The organism is Rhizobium sp. BK008 (assembly GCF_014197345.1).
Lineage (GTDB): Bacteria > Pseudomonadota > Alphaproteobacteria > Rhizobiales > Rhizobiaceae > Rhizobium > Rhizobium anhuiense.
In genome coordinates this window covers 385,382-404,594 of the sequence record NZ_JACIFK010000004.1, presented here as the reverse complement: position 1 = coordinate 404,594, position 19,213 = coordinate 385,382, and the positions used below count along the sequence as shown (strand labels likewise).

At 62.3% G+C, this 19,213-nt stretch carries 14 protein-coding genes; 8 read left to right on the top strand and 6 right to left on the bottom strand.

Going from position 1 to position 19,213, the window contains the following annotated elements:
* Positions 1–21 precede the first annotated feature (21 nt).
* Both FHT69_RS19850 and glyS read right to left on the bottom strand, forming a co-directional pair.
* The gene (locus FHT69_RS19850) at positions 22–510 is read right to left on the bottom strand and encodes a DUF523 domain-containing protein (protein WP_047613861.1); all 489 of its coding nucleotides are present in this window, start codon (positions 508–510) and stop codon (positions 22–24) included.
* Positions 511–564: 54 nt separating this feature from the next.
* Positions 565–2,679 carry a glycine--tRNA ligase subunit beta gene (glyS, locus tag FHT69_RS19845; protein WP_063476436.1) on the bottom strand — a complete coding sequence of 705 codons (2,115 nt, stop codon included), beginning with the start codon at positions 2,677–2,679 and terminating at the stop codon, positions 565–567.
* 228 nt (positions 2,680–2,907) lie between these two features.
* On the opposite strand from glyS, the gene FHT69_RS19840 reads away from it, so the two are divergent.
* From FHT69_RS19840 to ubiA, 5 genes are all read left to right on the top strand, one after another.
* On the top strand, positions 2,908–5,217 hold the full coding sequence (locus tag FHT69_RS19840) for a Tex family protein (protein WP_063476437.1): 2,310 nt from the start codon (positions 2,908–2,910) through the stop codon (positions 5,215–5,217).
* Positions 5,218–5,350: 133 nt separating this feature from the next.
* Positions 5,351–6,610, top strand: a complete 1,260-nt coding sequence (locus FHT69_RS19835; protein WP_028756694.1) for an SAM-dependent methyltransferase — start codon at positions 5,351–5,353, stop codon at positions 6,608–6,610.
* A 64-nt stretch (positions 6,611–6,674) separates the two neighbouring features.
* Positions 6,675–7,256, top strand: coding sequence for a histidine phosphatase family protein (locus FHT69_RS19830; RefSeq protein ID WP_028756695.1), 582 nt, complete (start codon positions 6,675–6,677; stop codon positions 7,254–7,256).
* Between the two features lie 111 nt (positions 7,257–7,367).
* Complete coding sequence (locus FHT69_RS19825; RefSeq protein ID WP_183905860.1) at positions 7,368–8,180, top strand: MipA/OmpV family protein; 813 nt, start codon at positions 7,368–7,370, stop codon at positions 8,178–8,180.
* 159 nt (positions 8,181–8,339) lie between these two features.
* Complete coding sequence (gene ubiA / locus FHT69_RS19820) at positions 8,340–9,299, top strand: 4-hydroxybenzoate octaprenyltransferase (protein WP_028756697.1); 960 nt, start codon at positions 8,340–8,342, stop codon at positions 9,297–9,299.
* Between the two features lie 95 nt (positions 9,300–9,394).
* Here the strand turns inward: ubiA and FHT69_RS19815 are convergent, their stop codons facing one another.
* On the bottom strand, positions 9,395–9,961 hold the full coding sequence (locus FHT69_RS19815) for a DUF6101 family protein (protein ID WP_028756683.1): 567 nt from the start codon (positions 9,959–9,961) through the stop codon (positions 9,395–9,397).
* A gap of 301 nt (positions 9,962–10,262) precedes the next feature.
* Here FHT69_RS19815 and FHT69_RS19810 point away from each other — a divergent pair, with 301 nt between their 5' ends.
* Positions 10,263–13,592, top strand: coding sequence for a DUF1217 domain-containing protein (locus FHT69_RS19810; RefSeq protein WP_183905859.1), 3,330 nt, complete (start codon positions 10,263–10,265; stop codon positions 13,590–13,592).
* A 115-nt stretch (positions 13,593–13,707) separates the two neighbouring features.
* Here the strand turns inward: FHT69_RS19810 and FHT69_RS19805 are convergent, their stop codons facing one another.
* From FHT69_RS19805 to FHT69_RS19795, 3 genes are all read right to left on the bottom strand, one after another.
* Positions 13,708–15,144 carry an FAD-binding oxidoreductase gene (locus tag FHT69_RS19805; protein WP_183905858.1) on the bottom strand — a complete coding sequence of 479 codons (1,437 nt, stop codon included), beginning with the start codon at positions 15,142–15,144 and terminating at the stop codon, positions 13,708–13,710.
* 62 nt (positions 15,145–15,206) lie between these two features.
* Positions 15,207–16,181, bottom strand: coding sequence for an L-threonylcarbamoyladenylate synthase (locus FHT69_RS19800; RefSeq protein ID WP_183905857.1), 975 nt, complete (start codon positions 16,179–16,181; stop codon positions 15,207–15,209).
* A gap of 62 nt (positions 16,182–16,243) precedes the next feature.
* Positions 16,244–16,852, bottom strand: coding sequence for a DUF6656 family protein (locus tag FHT69_RS19795; protein WP_028756679.1), 609 nt, complete (start codon positions 16,850–16,852; stop codon positions 16,244–16,246).
* 426 nt (positions 16,853–17,278) lie between these two features.
* Between FHT69_RS19795 and FHT69_RS19790 the strand changes: the two genes are divergently transcribed.
* Positions 17,279–18,523 carry an aromatic ring-hydroxylating oxygenase subunit alpha gene (locus tag FHT69_RS19790; protein WP_028756678.1) on the top strand — a complete coding sequence of 415 codons (1,245 nt, stop codon included), beginning with the start codon at positions 17,279–17,281 and terminating at the stop codon, positions 18,521–18,523.
* 146 nt (positions 18,524–18,669) lie between these two features.
* On the top strand, positions 18,670–19,140 hold the full coding sequence (locus FHT69_RS19785) for a BA14K family protein (RefSeq protein WP_028757704.1): 471 nt from the start codon (positions 18,670–18,672) through the stop codon (positions 19,138–19,140).
* Positions 19,141–19,213: the final 73 nt, after the last annotated feature.

Here is a 19,213-nt window from a genome sequence, read left to right as displayed (position 1 = left end):
GGCGGCCGTGCCGTTTGAAGCTCATTGCGCGATACGTTCGATCAGCCGTTCGATCTCTCGATCGGAAAACACCTCGATCCCCTCAGCTTTCAGCGCTGCCGCCGTCACGCCGTTGCCGGCCTGCTTGCGGCCGGAAAAGGTGCCGTCATAGATGAAACCGGATCCGCAGGACGGACTGCCGTCGATGAGCAGCGCATAACGGCAGCCGGCCTGCCTGGCGAGCGCCACGGCATTTTCTGCCGCCAGCAGGAACTCTTCCGTCACATCGGCGCCCGTCAGTTCGACAACCCGCGCCTTGCCGGCCAGCACCTCTTCGCCGGTTGCGGCCTCTGCGATCTCCGCCGGCGACCGCGGCACCGTCATGCCCGCCGACATCTCCGGACAGATCGTCACCAGCCGGCCCTCGGCCCGCCATGTCTCGATCACCGGATGAAGCAACGGCTTCGCCCGCCCGTCATAGCGGACGGCGTGCCCCATGAGACAGGCGCTGACGAGAATCTTGCTTTGCATGTCTGCTTGAATAGCGCCGTAATGGCGGCAACGCCATCCGGCCGAAGCAGAACATCACCCCGAAATCTTCGAGAAATCCGCAACCGTTCCGGTCGCCTCGCGGATTAGCCGCAGCAGGGCGAGACGGTTGGCGCGGATGGCGGCGTCCTCGTCGTTGACGAGCACGTCTTCGAAGAAGCGGTCGACCGGACCACGCAGCTTGGAAAGCGCTTCCATCGCCGAGCGGAAATCTTCCCGGGCGACCGCGTCCGAGGCATCCTTCGAGGCGCCTGATATTGCGGCGAACAGCTCTTTCTCGGCATCGAGCGTCAGAAGCGCCGGCGACACGCCATCGGCAATCACAGTGCCCTTCTTTTCCTCGGCGGCGAGCAGTTGCGTCGCGCGCTTGGTGCCGGCAAGCAGGTTCTTGCCGTCTTCCGAGGTGATGAAGGCCGTCAGCGCTTCGACGCGGCGCGCCACCATCAACAGGTCGTCGGCATCTGAAGTCAGCACGGCATCGATGAGATCGTGACGGGCGCCCTGATCGCGCAGATAGACCTTGAGACGGTCGTGGAAGAAGGAGAGGAGATCGATATCCTTCGTCGTCGCCAGCAGCGGCAGGCGGATCCTTCGCTCCAAGAGGATCCTGACGACGCCGAGGGCCGCCCGCCGCAGCGCGAACGGGTCCTTCGAACCGGTCGGCTTTTCATCGATCGCCCAGAAGCCGATCAGCGTATCGAGCTTGTCGGCAAGCGCGACCGTGATCGCCACTCTGTCCTCCGGCACGCGGTCCGACGGGCCCTGCGGCTTGTAATGGTCCTCGATCGCGGCGGCAACGGAGGCATCCTCGCCCTGCAGCGCCGCATATTTGCGGCCCATCAAGCCCTGCAGTTCCGGGAATTCGCCGACGGCTTCGGTGCGCAGATCGGCCTTGGCCAGCACGGCGGCGCGATCGACGAGAGCCGGGTCGGCGCCGGTGATGTCGGCCAATTGCTTGGCGAGCGCGCGGATGCGGGCGACACGCGCGCCCTGTGTGCCGAGCTTGGCATGGAAGGTCACGTCAAGCGCATCGAGCTTGGCCATGCGCTGGTCGAGCGGCTTCTTGATGTCGAGGCCGAACTTTGCCGCCGAAGCTGAGAGCGTTTCGAGATCCGGCAAATTGCCCTGATCGCGTTTCCAGAAATGCAGCGCATCCGAAAGCCGGGCCCGCACGACCTTGCCGTTGCCGTGAACGATTTCCTTGCCGCCGTCGCTTGCCTGGATATTGGAGACGAGGATGAACTTGTTAGAAAGCGTCTCTTCACCCTGTTTGCGGGTGACAAAACACTTCTGGTTGGTCTTGATCGTCAGCCGGATGATTTCCGAGGGGATCGAGAGATAATCCTCCTCGAAGCTGCCCATCAGCACCTGCGGCCATTCGACGAGGCCGGAGACTTCCTCCAGCAGGCCTTCGTCTTCCACCAGCTCCAGCCCGTTGGCAAAGGCGATGTCGCGGGCGTCGTGCAGGATAATGTCCTTGCGGCGTTCGGCATCGAGGATGACCTTGGCCTTTTCCAGGTGCGCCGCATAATCGTCGAAGCGCCGGACGGTGATCGCCTCGGGCGCATGGAAACGATGGCCATAGGTGATGTTGGAAGCGGTGATGCCGTCGATCTCGAGGGGGATGACGGTGGTTTCTTCATGCTCCGGGCCGAAGGTGCAGACGATCGATTGCAGCGGCCGCACCCAGCGCAGCGCGCCGGGCTTGGAGGAAGCCTTGCCCCAGCGCATCGATTTCGGCCAGGGAAAATCGCGGATGATGCCAGGCATGATATCGGTGACGATCTCTTCGGTCGCGCGGCCGGGCCTGGAGATGACCGCGACGTAGAAATCGCCCTTCTTCGGATCGCTCACCACCTGCGCCTCGGAGACCGAGGAAAGGCCGGCGCCGCGCAGAAAACCTTCGATCGCCTTCTCGTTGGCGTCGGTGCGCGGTCCCTTGCGCTCCTCGCGCACATCGGCCGAGCGCGCCGTCAGGCCGTGAATGTCGAGCGCCAGTCGCCGCGGCGTCCAGTATTCGCGCGCGCCCTCATAGGACAGGCCCGCTTCGACAAGCGCATCGGTGACGAGCTTCTTCAGGTCGCCGGCAGCCTTGCGCTGCATGCGGGCCGGAATCTCTTCGGAGCGGAGTTCGAGAAGAAGGTTTGGCATGTCGAATTTCCTTGCCTCCCGCGACCGGGGAGGGATGGCATGGGCGCCGGGTCAAAACGTTGCTTCTGCTAGCAAAGAATGGCGCATCTGCACAACCGCAAAATCGCCGTCTTTCCGGCATGCTTATCCTGTGGATCGGCGTCTGCCTGATAACTCCAACATTGCCTTGCCGCTTTTCGCCGCTATGGTCCCGCCACCTCAGTCGAAACAGGAAATCCCAGGAACCCCATGGCCGCAGACCTCCGTTTCCTCGCAGCCCGCATCTCCGCCGAAATCAACGCCCGGCCCGACCAGGCCAAAGCCGCCATCGAGCTGCTCGACGAAGGCGCCACCGTGCCCTTCATCGCCCGCTACCGCAAGGAAGTGACCGGCGGGCTCGACGATACGCAGCTGCGCAATCTCGCCGAGCGGCTGGTCTATCTGCGCGAACTCGAAGCCCGGCGCGACGCGATCGTCGAATCGATCACCGGCCAGGGCAAGATGACCGACGAGCTGATGGCCAAGGTCTCAGGCGCCGTAACCAAGGCCGAGCTCGAGGATCTCTATCTCCCCTATAAGCCGAAGCGCCGTACTCGCGCCGAAATCGCCCGCGAACGCGGCCTCGGCCCGCTTGCCGAGGCAATCCTCACTGAGCGCACCAGGGAACCGGCAGTCCTGGCCGAAGGCTTCGTCACCGCCGACGTGGCGGATGTGAAGACGGCGCTCGAAGGCGCGCGCGACATCATCGCCGAAGGCATTGCCGAAAATGCCGACCTGCTCGGCAGATTGCGCGCTCATATGCGCCAGGCCTCGCTGCTGAAGGCCAGGGTGGTCGACGGCAAGCAGGCGTCGGGCGAGAAGTTTTCCGATTATTTCGACCATTCCGAACGCTGGGCGACCGCGCCGGGACACCGCGCGCTTGCCATGCTGCGCGGCTGGAACGAGGAGGTGCTGACGCTGACGATCGAGGCCGACGCCGAGACCGCTTCTCCGAACAAGCCGGTCGAACGCATGATCGCGGCCGCCTACGAGATCGGTGCGACCCGCCCCGGCGATCGCTGGCTGATGGAGGTCGCAAGCTGGACCTGGCGCGTCAAGCTCTCCATGTCGCTGTCCCTCGACCTGATGCGCGAACTGCGCGAAAGGGCCGAAGAGGAGGCGATCCATGTCTTCGCCCGCAATCTCAAGGATCTGCTTTTGGCCGCACCTGCCGGCTCGCGCGCGACGATGGGCCTCGATCCCGGCATCCGCACTGGCGTCAAGGTCGCCGTCGTCGACGGCACCGGCAAGGTGGTGGCGACATCGACCGTCTATCCCTTCCAGCCGAGGAACGACGTGCGCGGCGCCCAGATCGAGCTCGCATCGCTGATCCGCAAGCACAATGTCGAACTGATCTCGATCGGCAACGGCACCGGCAGCCGCGAAACGGAAAAGCTGGTGGCCGATATGCTGGCCGAGTTGCCGGCGCCGAAGCCGACCAAGGTCATCGTCTCGGAAGCCGGCGCCTCGGTCTATTCCGCCTCGGCGACCGCGGCGGCCGAGTTTCCCGATCTCGACGTGTCGCTGCGCGGCGCCGTCTCCATCGCGCGGCGCCTGCAGGATCCGCTGGCCGAACTCGTCAAGATCGAGCCGAAGTCGATCGGCGTCGGCCAGTATCAGCACGACGTCGACCAGCAGAAGCTGTCACGTTCGCTCGATGCCGTGGTGGAAGATGCGGTGAACGCCGTCGGTGTCGATCTCAACACCGCGTCTGCACCGCTGCTGTCGCGCGTTTCCGGCCTCGGCCCGTCGATCGCCGATGCCATCGTTCGCCACCGCGACAGCGAAGGCCGTTTCGAGACGCGAAAGGATCTCCTGAAGGTCGCCCGCCTCGGCGGCCGCACCTTCGAGCAATGCGCCGGTTTCCTGCGCATTCCCAACGGCAAGGAGCCGCTTGATTCCTCCTCGGTGCACCCGGAGGCCTATGGCGTCGCCAAGAAGATCGTCGCCGCCTGTGGCCGCGACCTGCGTGCGCTGATGGGCGACAGCGCCGTGTTGAAATCGGTCGATCCGCGCCAGTTCATCGATGAGAAATTCGGTCTGCCGACGGTCAAAGACATCATCGCCGAGCTGGAAAAACCCGGCCGAGACCCTCGTCCGAGCTTCAAGACCGCGACCTTTGCCGAGGGCGTCAACGAAATTTCCGACCTGAAGCCCGGCATGGTGCTGGAAGGCACGGTGACCAATGTCGCCGCCTTCGGCGCCTTCGTCGATATCGGCGTGCACCAGGATGGTCTGGTGCATGTGTCCCAGCTTGCCGATCGCTTCGTCAAGGATCCCCACGAGGTCGTCAAGGCGGGCGATGTCGTCAAGGTGCGGGTCGTCGAAGTCGACCCGAAGCGCAAGCGCATCGCTCTGTCGATGAAACGCGATGACGGTTCTGCCGCACCGCCGCCGCGTGGTGATTCTCGCGGCAACCAGGGCTCCCGGCCGCAGAACGAGCGCCGGCCGGCGCCTGCCAAGCCGGAGAGCCAGGGCGCCTTCGGCGCGGCGCTTGCCGAAGCCATGAAGAGAAAATAAGGGTTTAGCCGGTGTTTCGGCAAAAATGCAACAGTTTGGCAGCGTTCTGAAGGGAGTGCTAAATCCGGCGCTTGTAAGGCGAATGAGAGCTACTAAGTTGATGTGACCATCCTGTCACATTTGCGAGGCGTCCATGGCGTCGGCTTTCCTTTCGATCGTCCAGCAAATCATCCGCAAGGGTTCATTGAAGCTTACCCTTGCCAATGGCGAGACCCACACTATCGGCGACGGCACGGGTGAAACCGTTGTCGCCCGCCTTGCCGATCAGGAGGCCGAGGACGCCATCCGGCGCGACCCGACCATGAAGCTCGGCGAAATGTACATGCAAGGCCGGTTCATTCTCGAACAGGGCAACATCTACGATTTCCTGTCGCTGGTGAAACAGAACACCACCAACGAAATCTTCGATTTCAAGATGGCGGCACTGCTCCTCGGCCGCATCGCCTGGCAGCAGCTGAAGAGCCGCGTGCCGGTCAATCGCAACAAGCACAACGTCGCCCATCACTACGACCTGTCGGCCAAGCTCTTCGATCTTTTCCTCGACGAGGACTGGCAATATTCCTGCGCTTATTTCGAGCCGCCGGGCATCGGTCTCGACGAGGCGCAACTCGCCAAGAAACGCCATATCGCCGCCAAGCTTCTGCTTGAACCGAACCAGCGCATCCTGGAGATCGGCTCCGGCTGGGGCGGCATGGGCATGTATCTGACCGAGGCGACCGAAGGCGCCGATTTCACCGGCATTACGCTGAGCGAAGAACAGCTCAAGGTCTCGCGCGCCCGCGCCGAAAAGCGCGGTCTTTCCGATCGCGTGCGTTTCGAGCTGCAGGACTACCGCACCATGACGGGCAGGAAGTTCGACCGCATCGTCTCGGTCGGCATGTTCGAACATGTCGGCATCGGCAATTACGGCAATTTCTTCCGCAAGGTATCAGATCTCCTCGACGATAACGGCGTCATGGTGCTGCATTCGATCGCCCGCCCGAAGCCGAGCTTCGGCACCAATGCCTTCATCGAGAAATATATCTTCCCGGGCGGCTACATCCCTTCGGTCGGCGAGGTGGTGCCGCCGCTCGAAAAGGCCGGGCTGCTGGTCAAGGATATCGAAATCCTGCCGATGCATTATGCCTATACGCTGCGCCATTGGCGCGAGCGTTTCGTGGCGCGCAAGGCCGAAGCGGTGGCGCTTTACGACGAGCAGTTCTTCCGCATGTGGGAATTCTACCTGGCGGGTTCCGAAATGGGTTTCCGCTGGGACGAGCTCTTCATTCTGCAGATCCAGCTCGCCAAGAACCAGTTCGCCGTTCCCGACAACCGCAGTTACATCGCGCGCAACGAGGCCAAGCTGAAGGAATTCGAGGCGAGGCGTGCGCCGCTTGAGAAGGTGGCGTTCTGATCCCGAAGTGCCGAGGCCCGCAGGACCTTCGTCGAGGGACCGGCTATCATGAAAGGACGTGCGGATGAGCAGTGCGTTTCCCGAGATCTACCTGGTCCGCCACGGTGAAACCGAATGGAGCCTGTCCGGGCGCCATACCGGACGCAGCGATATTCCCCTGACGGCGAATGGCGAGGAGGCTGCCCGCAAACTCGCCGGCCGGCTGGCGGGCCTCTCCTTCTCCGCAGTCTGGTCGAGCCCGTCCGCGCGGGCCCGCAAGACCTGCATGCTCGCCGGATTCGGCTCGGGCGCGGTGATCAAGGAGGAACTCGCCGAATGGGACTACGGCGCCTATGAAGGCATCACGACCAAGGCGATCCTTGCCGACCGCCCCGGCTGGCAACTGTTTCGCGATGGTTGCCCGAATGGCGAATTCGCCGCCGATGTCGGCGCCCGCGCAGACGCCGTCATCCATGCGCTTCGCGAAGCGGCAAGCACCATCCTGATCTTCTCGAGCTCGCATTTCCTGCGCGTGCTCGCCGCCCGCTGGCTCGGCCTGCCGCCGGAAGGTGGGGCGTATTTCTCTCTCGATACGACCAGCATCAGCGTGCTCGGCTATGAGCACGACCTGACGGAACCGGTCATCCGCCGCTGGAACCAGCGCTAGTGTACGATCGCCTCCCTCGTTGCCGTGGTTAACATTGGGGTAACGAGATCCGGATAAATGGAGTGAGCGCCGCCTCCGCGGCTTTTGTTTTGCGTTTTCTGGAGTGCGGACGTGTTTCATCGATCAGTCGTATCGATCTCTTTGGCCATTGCCCTTTTTTCTTTTGGTTCGGCAGCCGCGCAGGAAAGCGGCCAGCACTTCTGGTCCGGCGACTGGTATCTGAGCGTCGGCGTTGCCGGCTTCTCCGCGCCGAAATTCGAAGGCTCGTCGCATAATGAATTCAAATTCAGCCCGCTGATCTCGGTCGGCCGCCAGGGCGCCGGGCCGCGCTTTTCCTCGCGCAACGACAATCCTTCCTTCGCCCTCGTCGACAAGGGCGCCTTCCGCGCCGGTATCGTCGGCAGGTTCGTCCCGTCGCGCGATGACGGCGACGGCAACGAGCTGAAGGGCATGAAGAAGGTCAAATGGGGCGCCGAAGCCGGTGGTTTTGTCGAAGTCTACCCGACCGATTTCCTGCGCGCCCGTGCCGAAGTCCGCCAGGGCATCCGCGCGCATGACGGCGTCGTCGCCGATCTCGCCGTCGACGCCTTCACCGATATCGCGCCCGACCTGCAGCTATCAGGCGGCCCGCGCGCGACCTTCGCCACCAGCGGCTATTACGACGCCTATTACGGCGTCAACGCCAGGCAGGCGGCGGCAAGCGGGCTTGATCCCTATAAGCCCTCGTCGGGCATCCAGTCCTATGGCGCCGGCACGGCGCTCACCTGGAAGGCGACGGAAAACCTCCAGGCAAGTTCCTTCCTCGAATATAAGCGGCTGGCCGGTCCCGCCGCCGACAGCAGCCTCGTGCGCGAACGCGGCTCGAAGAACCAGCTGCTGATCGGCGTTTCAGCGACCTACAAGTTCAATTTCTCTCTGCAGTGAGGGACGGCACTGCGCGTCGTTCAGGCGCGCAACGACGCCGTAACGCTTTGAATCGCCGCATGATTTCACCCCCGGATCGATTCCGGTCGAGGGAATGGCGAGCAGCAGCGCAATGATCGCTTCTTGACCGGATCGGCGGCCCGCCGCTAGATGAGCGGCATGCACGATACTGGCGACTTCCACGACCGCGTTTCCGACGCACCTTCCGATAACTGGGTCTACCGGATCCTGCCGGCATGGCTCTGGCCCTATGCGCAGCTTGCGCGCTGGGATCGCCCGATCGGCTGGCAGCTCTTGATGTGGCCGTGCTTCTGGTCGGCGACCCTTGCCGCCAATGCGGCGATCGGCGAGGGGATCTACTCCGGCAGCGTGCTGGTGTCTCACCTGTTTCTCTATTTCATCGGCGCGGTCGCCATGCGCGGCGCCGGCTGCACCTATAATGATCTCGTCGACCACGAGATCGACATGGAAGTGGCGCGCACGCGGTCGCGTCCGCTCCCCTCCGGCCGCGTCACCCGCCGCCGGGCGAAGATCTTCATCGGCCTGCAGGCGCTGGTCGGCCTCTTCGTGCTCTTGCAGTTCAACTGGTTTACCGTTTTTCTCGGCGTGCTCTCGCTCGGCATCGTGGCGCTTTATCCCTTCGCCAAACGTTTCACCGACTGGCCGCAATTCTACCTGGGACTTGCCTTTTCCTGGGGCGCATTGATGGGCTGGGCCGGCATTTTCGGCGGTCTCTCCTTCGCTGCCGTCCTGCTTTATGCCGCCTCCGTCGCCTGGACGATCGGTTACGACACGATCTATGCGCATCAGGATAAGGAGGATGACGAGCTGATCGGCGTCCGCTCCACCGCGCGGCTGTTCGGCGACAGGACGCGGCAATGGCTGATCGGCCTTTATGGGCTGACGCTGGTGCTGATGTTCATCGCTTTTCTGCTCGCCGACGCCAATCTCATCGCGTTTCTGGCTTTGCTCGGCGCCGCCGGCATGTTCGCCTGGCAGATCGTCCGGCTCGATATCGACGATGCCGCCCAATGCCTGGCGCTCTTCAAATCGAACAACCGCGTCGGCCTGATCATCTTCTTCGGCCTCTTCGTCTCGCTGCTCTTCGCCATTCCCTGAATGGGACGATGCATGAAACGATAAACCCGGCGCGGGCGCCGGGTTTCAAAATGGTTCCGAAGCGACGTTCCCGAATGGAATTGTCGCGTTTTTGTTCAGTTGCGGGCGATGATTTCCTTACCTTCGATCTTCATCGCGACACCCAGCCGGCCGGTGGTGCGGCGCACGAGGAAGCGCGGGCGGCGATTGGCGAAGTAGGAATGACGGCGGCGGGGCTTGATGTCGCTGGTGCGCAAGGCGCCGATATGCTCTTCGAGCGGACGCGCGACGCCGTCGGCTTCGACCATCAGCATCGGGATGCGGAAGGCTTCGGACCAGTTGCGCCAGTCGGCGGCGATGTCGCTGAGATCATGGGCGACGAGCAGCGGAATGCAGAGCTCCGGATCGGCGTGGTGAAGCTCGAGCGTCACGGTGACTTCGCCGTCGCCATGGTCGATGGCGCGGGCGGCGACACCCTGGAAGACGCGCTTCGGCAGCGCAATCGAGAGCGGCAGGCCGCTGGAGGGCAGGACCTTGCGCAGGACCGCGCCGCGTTCGTCTATCGTGATGCTGACGTCATCCGAACAATCATGGATGGCATAGCTGACCTGCTGGGGAAAGCGGGACGGATCGAGGCGTAACGTCGTGCCAGCCCAGGCGGGCTTCATAACGGGATTGTTCATTTCATTCTACCCTTGTCTTACCTGAGAGCCGATTTCCGGTCTTCTCCTTGGGACTTTTCGTCCTCTATGGCCGACAATAGGCACCCGCCCTTCCGTACAGCTTAAAAATTGCGGTTAAGAAAACTTTGCCTCCTCTGATGGTTATCAAAACCGAATCCGGCAAGGTTTCCGGAAGGTGAACGGTGCGATGTCCTGAAACGATGCATCCAGAAGTAAGCCTCAGGTAAGCTTTCCATGGCAAAATGTGCTCACCAGCAGTTCGTCGTTCCTTTAGAAATTTTGGGTGAAAAGGGCGCTTTTCATGATCTCGGCTTCCCTCGCATATACGATCCTGTCGCGGGATATGACGTCCAGCCTCAACAAGGTTGCGTCGCAGGCGACGGTCAAGAAGGATGCTCAGTACTACGCCGACCATATCAACAAGGTCGAAAACGTCGACGACCTCCTCGGCGACTACAAGCTCTACAGCTATGCGATGAAGGCCTATGGTCTCGAGGACATGACCTATGCCAAGGCCTTCATGAAGAAGGTGCTCGAAAGCGATCTCACCGACCCCGACAGCTACGCCAACAAGCTTTCCGATACGCGTTACCGCGAGTTCGCCGCCGCCTTCAATTTCAACGCGCCGGCCAAGGATGTGCAGACGGACGCACAGGAAGACGACCTGATCGGCCTCTACAAGCAGTCCTTCATCGATGCCGACAAGGCCGCGGCCGCCGAGAGCACCTATTACAGCAACAATATCGATAGCGTGCAGAGCGTCGACGACCTTGTTAACAACACCCGGCTGCGCACCTATGTGCTGAAGACCTTCAACATCGATCCGACCTACGCGTCGACGACTTTTCTGCGGCAGGTGCTGACGAGCGATCTCAGCGACCCCACGAGCGTCGTCAACACCCAAGGCGGCGACAAGTACAAGGCGCTTGCCGCCCAGTTCAGCTTCAATGCCGACGGCACCGTCAACGGCACGGCGCAGACCGCCGCGCAAAAAGCTTCGGTCATCGAGTCCTACACCCTGAATTCCCAATCCGTCATCATCGACAATTCGGTCGGCTCGGACGTCTATTACGTCGGTCAGACGGCGGCGGACTACAACAAGGCCTATTACACGGCGAAGATCGGCACGATCACCAATGTCGACGATCTGGTCGCCGACAAGCGCCTGACTTCCTACATCACGACGGCCTACAGCATGGGCGCCGACTTCACCGCGGCCGCGCTGCGCACGGTGCTGACCGATCCCAGTTATGCACAGCTGATGGGCTTTACCAATGTCTACAATGCTTTCAACTTCAAGGCTGACGGGTCGGCCTCGAGCACGGCGCGCGTCCAGTCGGTCGATCAGTCAAACAATCTGAAGGCGGCCGCATCGAGCACGACCAACTATTATTCCGTCACATCGCAGTCGAGCAGCATCACCAATGTCGACGCCCTGCTGGCCGACAGTGTGCTGGCGCGCTACATCAAGGATGCCTACGGTCTCGGCACGAGTTTCAGCAATGCCGACCTGAAGAACATCCTGACCGATTCCACCTATGCCGCGGCCCAGGGCCATGCCGATCTCAATGCCGACTTCAACTTCCAGGCGGACGGCTCGATCAACGGTTCCGTGATCCAGACTGCGGCGCAGCGGAAATCGACCACCGACAAGTCGGCGGCGAATGCAGCGCACTTCAACAGCATGATCGGCAGCGTCACCAATGTCGACGACATCATGTCGGATGCGGTTTCGGTCAGCTATCTCAGAAACAGCATGCAGATCGCAGACAGCGTCTCCGACGCGACGTTGAGGACTTTCCTCGTCGACCGCACGGCTGCCAGCGCCCAGGGCTACAGCGACGTTCACGACCTCTTCAATTTCAAATCGGACGGTTCGATCGCGACCCTTTACGCCTCGCAGACGGCGACGCAAAGCGCCAGCACCACCAGCAAGGCCGACAATGCGGCAGTCTACTACCAGTCGACCATCGCCGGCATCTCGAACGTCGACCAGTTGCTGACCGACCAGAAGCTGAACAATTTCGTGCGCAACGCCTACGGCATCCCGTCGACGGTCAACGATGTCGCTCTTCGCGCTATCCTGACCGATCAGAGCGGCACCGGCACCTATGCCGACGTTGCCGCCGCCTTCAATTTCAAGGCGGACGGCACGCTCGAGGACGGCATGGCTGCGCAGACGGCGTCCCAGATCAGCAGCACGAAATTTGCCGCCTCGGCGCGCACGGATGATTATTCCGCCAGGATGTCGACGATCAGCAATGTCGATGAGTTGCTTGCCGACAGCGCCATTACCAATTTCCTGAAGAGCACCTACAATCTGCCGTTCAATATTTCGGACGCCGATCTGAAGAGCATCCTGACCGATGCGACGGCCGCTGCCGCAGCCGGCCATGCCGATCTCAATGCCGACTTCAATTTCGCTGCCGACGGCTCGCTTCCTGTCGCCACCTCGGCCCAGACGGCCGATCAGGCACAGACCACCAACGACAATTATGCGGCGCGCTACGACGACGAACGCGACGAGGCGATCGACGAGGTCCTATCCAACTACCAGAAGCTTATGGCCGACAGCAGCAGCCTGCTGAATTTCTCCGACGTCACCAGCGTCAATGATTTCCTGCGCAGCAATTCGTCGGCCGATTTCAGCAAGGGCAACGACAACCTGCCGGATCTCTTCCACGTGGCGCTGCAGGCCTTCGGTCTGACCGACCAGGAGGTCTCGCGCTCGATGATGCGCAAGATCCTGACGAGCGATGCCTACGACCCGAATGGCTATGTCGCCTCGCTCAAGGATGAACGCATCACCAACCTTGCCCGCGCCTTCAATTTTGGCCCCGACGGCAAGGCGGCATCCCCCTTCCAGGCGCTGCCCGACGCGACCATGGCCAAATACGCCACCGACTACAGATCGCATATCACCATGCTGATGAAGGACGGTCCGGTGAAGGACAAGGCGGCGAAGGACGCGACGGCTGAGGTCGACTATTTCGCCAAGGGCATGGCGAAGGTGAAGTCGCTCGACGATTTCCTCGACGACAGCCGCCTGACCGACCTGGTGCTGAAAGCGAACAATCTTGACCCGAAGGATTACGACAAGGCGACGTTGAAGAAGATCTTCACCTCCGATCCCGACGACAAGAAAAGCTATCTCAACGCCACCGCCGATGCTCGTTTCAAGGACATCGTCGCCGCCTTCAACTTCGACAAGGACGGCAATCTGACCCGTGCCAAGATGGGCACCATCCAGAACAAGGCGGCCGAGGAGCACACCCAGGAGCTCTATGTCCAGCAGACGATGGAAACCCAGGAGGGCGAATCCAACGACGGCGTTCGCCTGGCGCTCTATTTCAGCCGCAAGGCCCCGAGCATCACCTCGATCTATTCGATCCTCGGCGACAAGGCGCTGTATCAGGTCATCACCACGGCCTACAGCCTGCCGTCGCAGATCTCGGGCATGGACGTCACCAAGCAGGCCGATCTCATCAACCGCTTCGTCAAGCTCGAGGATCTCCAGGATCCGAAGAAGGTCGACAAGCTGCTGCGGCGGTTCACCGCGATGTACGACGTCCAGAACGCCACCCAGCAGTCGCCGGCGCTGCAGATCCTGACCGGCGGCGGCACGCAGTAAATCTAAGGTAATTTCAGGAAAGCGGGCAGTGGCGCAAAGGCTGCCCTCACCCTAACCTTACCGGGGTCGACCCCGGTCGATGGCGGCAGCCGGATGAGGGCCGGTCTCGCCGACCTCACGGCTCGAGGCTGACGACCTTGTCCGGGTTCATGATATTGGCGGGGTCGAAGGCGCGCTTGATGCGGCGCATCAGCTCGATTTCGATCACTGGGCGGATTGCCGCCAGTTCGTCGCGCTTCAGCTGACCGATGCCGTGCTCGGCCGAGATCGAGCCGCCATGGGCAAGCACCAGCCCATGCACGATATGGTTCATTTCGCGCCAGCGGGCGATGAAGGCGGCCTTGTCGGCGCCGACCGGCTGGGAAATATTGTAATGGATATTGCCGTCGCCCATATGGCCGAAGGCGCAGATGCGGGCGCCCGGCATCGCCGCCATCACCGCTTCTGCGGCCTCGGCCATGAAATGCGGGATCCTCGACACCGGCACGGAGACATCGTGCTTGATCGACCCGCCTTCCGGCTTCTGGGCATCCGACATGCTCTCGCGCATGTGCCAGATCGCCTTTCGCTGCGCCACGGAGGCGGCGATTGCGGCATCCAGCACCAGCCCGGCCCCAAACCCCTGTTCCAGCACGCCGTTCATCATCCGCTCCGCCGTCTCGGCCGAGTCCGAGGTCGAAATGTCGATCAGCACGTACCAGGGATAGGCGGCATCCAGCGGATCGCGCACGCCGTCGATATGGCGCGTGGTGATCTCGACGCCGAAACGCGGCATCAGCTCGAAACCGGTGAGCGAGGTGCCGCAGAGGCTGGAGGCCAGGTTGAAGAGGGCAAGCGCATCCTCGACCGAATTCAGGCCGGCAAATGCCACCTGATGGCCGAGCGGCTGCGGGAAGAGCTTCAGCACGGCACCGGTGATGATGCCGAGCGTGCCTTCGGCGCCGATGAAGAGATCGCGCAGATCGTAGCCGGTATTGTCCTTCTTCAGGCGGCGCAAGCCGTCCCAGATTTCGCCGGTCGGCAGCACCACTTCGAGGCCGAGGCAGAGCTGGCGCATATTGCCATAGGCAAGCACGGCCGTGCCGCCAGCATTGGTGGATAGATTGCCGCCGATGCGGCAGGAGCCCTCGGAGCCGAGCGACAGCGGAAACAGCCGCCCATGCGCCTCGGCTGCCTTCTGCACCTCGGCCAGGATGGCGCCGCCATCGGCGACCAGCACGTTCGCCACCGGATCGACATCGCGGATCCTGTTCATGCGCTCGAGCGACAGGATGATATCGCACTTGCCGGCACGCGGCGTCTGGCCGCCGACGAGGCCGGTATTGCCGGTCTGCGGCACGATCGCCGTTCCGGTCGCGGTCGCAAGCTTCATGATATCAGAGACTTCCTCCACCGAGCCGGGCTTCAGGAGGAGAGGGGAGGAGCCGCGATAGAGCCCGCGGTTTTCGATCAGATGCGGCGCCAGATCGGCCTCGCCGCGAAGCGCGTATTTTTCGCCGACGATGGCGACGAAGCGGTCGAGCAGTTCGGTGGAAATGCTGGGGCTGCTCATCGGGCTCGATCCTCCATTCTCAAGGCGACCGCAAAGCGGTCGTCCGGGCCAATCCAGGTCTTTCAGTCGCGGGGTGCGGCTGCCCGCTGCAGGCGGTCGTTGATCGCTTCGCCGAGCCCCTCTTCGGGAATCGGCGAAAAGGCAATGCTCGATGCCCCGCTGGCATCGGCCCGCTTCATGTAGTCGAAAAGATTGGCCGCCGCCTCGGCGAGATCGCCGCGCGGGCTGAGGTCAAGGACGATCCGCGCGCCGTTGGCGCCGGAGACCGCCGCGCTTCCGAAGGCGATCAGCGCTTCGCCGGGTTCCACCGTCGTCGCATTGAGGCGCACCGAAGCGCCCGGCGCGTAATGCGAGGCGAGCATGCCCGGCGCCTCGATCGCCGCCGAGGCCGCTTTCGCACGCAGCAGCGGCTGGCCCGCGACGCGCTCTATCTCGCGCGCCGCCAGTCCACCCGGGCGAAGCAGCCGCAGCCGGCCGCCCTCTGCCTTGACGATCGTCGATTCGACGCCGACGGCACTTGGGCCCGCATCGAGGATCAACGGGATCCGCGCGCCGAGATCGGCGTCGACATGGGCCGCACTCGTGGCGCTGATCCTGCCCGACGTATTGGCGCTGGGGGCTGCGAGCGGCCGTCCGAAGGCGGCGATCAACGCACCGGCAAACCCTTCCGGCACACGGACGCCGACGCTGTCGAGCCCGGCGGTCGCCAGCGAATGGATCGGACTATCAGGCTTCAGGGGCAGCACCAGCGTCAGCGGCCCGGGCCAGAAGGCCGCAGCGAGCGCCCGCGAGAGCGGGTCGAATTCGGCATGTTTTTCGGCCATCGCCAGATCGGCCATATGGCAGATCAGCGGGTTGAAACGCGGCCGTCCCTTTGTCTCGTAGATGCGGGTGATGGCGACAGGATTGGTGGCGTCGGCTGCAAGGCCGTAGACGGTCTCGGTCGGGATGGCGATGGTAAAGCCGTCGGCAAGAGCGGCTGAGGCCGCTTCGATCGCTGCCTGCCTGTCTGCCTTTATGTCGATTATGCGCGCCATGTCCTGCCCGATAAATTAGCCCCGGCAGTCATTAGGCTTTCCGTCGGCGGCGATCAATCGCCTTATAGCTGCCGGATGATTTCGCGCAGCTGTTCGTTGCGGGCGCCGAGCAGGAGGATGTTGCGGATCGCTGCCTGCGGATCATGGGTGCGGAAGAGCAAGCCGTTGCCGCGCACCGACCGGTCGATGGTCATCTTTTCCGTGGAGTTCTCGCCCGGTTTGATGGCGACGGCGAAATACATGCGGGAATAGCCGACATCGATGCGCTCGAAGAAATTGTCGTTCTCGCCGATGTCGGAATAGAAATTGGCGATGTAGAAAGCCCAGCTCACGTCCTCGTAATGGGCGAATTTCGTCCGCGAGGCGGTGACGTGGCAATAGCCGAGATGCGGGCTGTCCTCCAGCGTCCGGTGGAAGATCATCTTCGGAAACTGGATCGAGTGGTGAAAGCCGTTGATGTGCTGATGCGTCTTCTCGCCGGCCACCTGCAGCTTGCGCGCGGTCTTTGCGGCGACCTCATCATGGGTGAGATAGCGCTTTTCCTCTGCCAGCCAGTGGCGCCGGTCGCGGGGGATGCGGCCGGTGCGCAAGAATTCGGAATGCGCGGCAATCAGCTGCGGTTCCTGCGATCTGCTCGCATCTTTCGCGTCGAAATAACGGAGTTTGGCCATGGTTCGCGTTCTTCGGTCGGTCGGTAATCGTTAGAAGGATAGGACGGTATGCTTAAGGCGATGTTAAAAATGACTCGGTGGCCGGCTGACCGGCAGGCGCCGGCAGATGTCGCAAATGCGACGGCGATCGATGTCAGGCAGCCGACCTCTTGCGTGATGGCTCTTTACGCCATGTCGCAATTGAGGATAATTGCCCGGAGAGTCGGACGATGAGAGTCGGGCGATGTGATCGACCGGGATGAGCCGCTTCAAGCCTTGCCGCATCCTGTCGTCAATTTCGAAGCCGATGTCGCATTACAACCAAGCGGCAACCATGCTCGGTGATTAAATGGCGCCATGAACAATTCTCCCGAAGGAGAAGGAAGCGGGCGCGCTTCCGCCAGCCCTCTGTTCGAGGGTGGCAACCGGGTGCACGAGGACATGAAGATGGATATTCGCAGCAACGTTTTGCGTCAGCTCAAGAGCCGCCGTGAGGGCTTCAGCCTCGAACAGCCGTTCTACATAGACGAGGATTATTTCCAGCTCGACATGGAGATGATCTATTATCGCGACTGGCTGTTCATCGGCCATGATTGCGAACTGCCGAAGCCGGGCGCCTATTTCACCGTCCAGATCGGCAGCTATCCCGTCGTCATCGTCCGCGGCAAAGACAATGTTATCCGCGCCTTCCACAACAGCTGTCGCCATCGCGGCTCGCGCGTCTGCACCAAGGAGCACGGCTCCTCCGTGCGGCTCGTCTGCCCCTACCATCAGTGGACCTATGATCTCGAAGGCAAGCTCGCCTTCGCCCGCCACATGGGCGATGATTTCGACAAGACCGGCTTCAATCTGAAACCCGTCCATTGCGAAGTCGTCGCAGGCTATGTCTTCATCTGCCTTGCCAACACCGCCCCGGATTTCCAGCCGGTGCGCGACAAGATCGAACCCTATGTCGCGCCGCACCGGATCAGCGAGAGCAAGGTCGCCTTCCAGAGCACGATCATCGAGAAGGGCAACTGGAAGCTCGTCTGGGAAAACAACCGCGAGTGCTATCACTGCGCCGCCAATCATCCCGAACTCTGCCGCACCTATCCCGAAGCCCCGAGTGTCACCGGCACGGATGGCGGCGCCGACGATCCGGAGATCGCCGGCCATTGGGCGCGCTGCGAGGCTGCCGGCCTGCCGAGCAAGTTCCAGATTTCGCCGGACGGCCAGTTCCGCACCGCCCGCATGCCGCTGATCGAAGATGCCGAAAGCTACACCATGTCGGGCAAGCGCGCCGTCAAGCGCCCGCTCGCCGACGATATCTCGATCAGCCATATCGGCACCATGCTGCTCTTCCACTACCCGACGACCTGGAACCACCTGCTCGGTGACCACGCCATCTCCTTCCGCGTGCTGCCGCTCAGCGCCAACGAGACGGCGGTGACGACCAAGTGGCTCGTCCACAAGGACGCCGTCGAAGGCGTGGATTACAATCTAGAGGAACTGACCCACGTCTGGACCGAGACCAACGACCAGGATCGCCGGATCGTCGAGGAAAACGCCTTCGGCATTCACTCGCCCGCCTATGAGCCCGGCCCCTATTCGTCGCTGCATGAAGGCGGCGTCATGCAGTTCCTCGAATGGTATTCGAACTTCATGGTGAACCGTCTGCAGGGCGACCAGGCGAAAATCTCGGCCGTTGCCTGAACGCACACTGGCTGAGCCGGGCGGTTAATGTCCGGTTCAGTTCGGATTCTCTAAAAGGAAGCTGCCGGTCCCGGCGGCTTTTGGAACCATTCAGGGGCAAAAGCGTTGCTAGGCAGGCGGTGCTCGCTGTTGAATGGGAGAAAACAATGATCGGGCTGAGAAACAAGATTGCAACCGCAGTTCTGGCCGCCGCCGTCGTTCTGACGGGCTTTGCGCCGTCGCAGGCCATCCAGATGCCGACCGCTCCGCAGGTGGAAAAATCCTCGGCGGTCGAGGACGTCCAGTACCGCCGTTATTATCGCCGCGATTATTACCGGCCCGGCTATCGCCCCGGCGCCTATTACCGGCCCGGCTACTACGGCGGCTATCGCGGATATTCCTATTATCGCCCGGGCTATCGCCATTATAACGGCTACTGGTATCCGCTCGCCGCCTTCGGCGCCGGCGCAGTCATCGGCGGCGCCATCGTCGCCCAGCCGCGTTACGTCGAGCCCGCGCCCCGCATGGGTTCAAGCCACGTCGCCTGGTGCGCCAACCGCTATAGGTCCTATCGCGCCTACGACAATACGTTCCAGCCCTATAACGGCCCGCGCCAGCAGTGCTATTCGCCGTATTGAGGCAGGAAGCGCGCCGCGCGTTCGATCGCTCCGTGTCAATGCGGTGTGATGTGGTAGTCGTAACACCGCGCCA